A 1,484-nucleotide genomic window follows, 5' to 3' on the forward strand; every position below is an offset into this window, starting at 1 on the left:
GACCCGGCGGGCAACACCGCCAATGGCTCAGACAGCGCGGTACTGGATGTCGGCAGCACGGCGCCGGGCACGCCTGTGGTCACCATCACCGAAGATGCCGACAACGACGGCTACATCAATGATGCCGAACTGGTGGGTCAGGTGAACATCACCGTGGCCCTGACCGGCGGCACGGCGGTGGGTGACACCCTTGTGGTCACCGACCAGGATGGCAACACCCTGTTCAGCGGCCCGGTGACCCAGGCCATGCTGGACAATGGCCTGGGTTTGGCGATTGATGCCCCGGCCAGTGGCACCACCCTGGTGGTCACCGCCACCGTCACCGATGCGGCGGGCAACACCGCCAATGGCAGTGACAGTGCGATACTGGATACCAGTGGCGGCAACCCAAATCTGGGGGCCCCGACCCTGACCATTGATGAAGATGCCAACAATGACGGCTACATCAATGATGATGAGCTCGATGGCGACATCAACTTCAGCGTGGCGCTGGGCGCCGGCACAGAGGTGGGTGACTCCCTGGTCATCACTGACCAGGCGGGTAACGAGGTGTTTAACGGCACCGTGACCCAGGCCATGCTGGACAATGGCCTGTCGCTGACGATGACCCCGCCAGCGACCGGCACCGGCCTGACCTTGACGGCCACCGTGACCGACACCAGTGGCAACAGCGCCACCGGCAGTGACTCGGCCACCCTGGATCACGGCAGCAGTGCGCCTACCGCACCGACTGTGGTCATTACCGAAGATGCCAACGGTGATGGTTACATCAACGATGGCGAGCTCAGCGGTGAAGTGGATATCACCATCACCCTGGGCACCGGCACCGCCGTGGGTGACACTATTGTGGTCACCGATAACGCGGGCAACACCCTGTACGAAGGCCCGGTCACCCAGGACATGCTGGACAATGGCCTTGACCTGTCTGTGGCCGCCCCGGCGACCGGCACCGAGCTGGAAATCACCGCCACGGTCACTGATCCGGCGGGCAACAGCGCTGAGGGCTCTGACTCGGCCACCCTGGATTACGGCACAGGCAGCGGCGCACCGGCGTCGCCAACGGTGGTCATTGATGAGGATGCCAACAACGACGGCTACATCAATAGCGATGAGCTCGATGGTGACATCAACATCACCGTCACCCTCGGTGCAGGCACCGCGGTGGGCGATACCCTGGTGGTCACCGACCAGGATGGCAATGCACTGTTTAACGGCACCGTGACCCAGGCCATGCTGGATAACGGCGTGCCGGTCACCATGACCGCGCCAGCCACCGGCACGACCCTGACCGTGACGGCCACCGTCACCGACCCGGCGGGCAACACCGCCAACGGCAGTGATGCGGCCACCCTGGATTACGGCACCGGCACCGGCGCCCCGGCGGCGCCGACGGTCGAGATTACCGAAGATGCCAACGATGATGGTTACATCAACGATGACGAGCTGGACGGTCAGGTGGACATCACCATCACCCTGGGCGCGGG

1 pseudogene is annotated in these 1,484 nt (G+C 64.0%); it reads left to right on the forward strand.

Going from position 1 to position 1,484, the window contains the following annotated elements:
* A pseudogene (locus GMA8713_RS27855) lies at nt 1-1,484 on the forward strand (hypothetical protein); the annotation flags it as partial.

The sequence above is a fragment of the Grimontia marina genome, assembly GCF_900060185.1.
Taxonomy (GTDB): Bacteria; Pseudomonadota; Gammaproteobacteria; order Enterobacterales; family Vibrionaceae; genus Enterovibrio; species Enterovibrio marinus.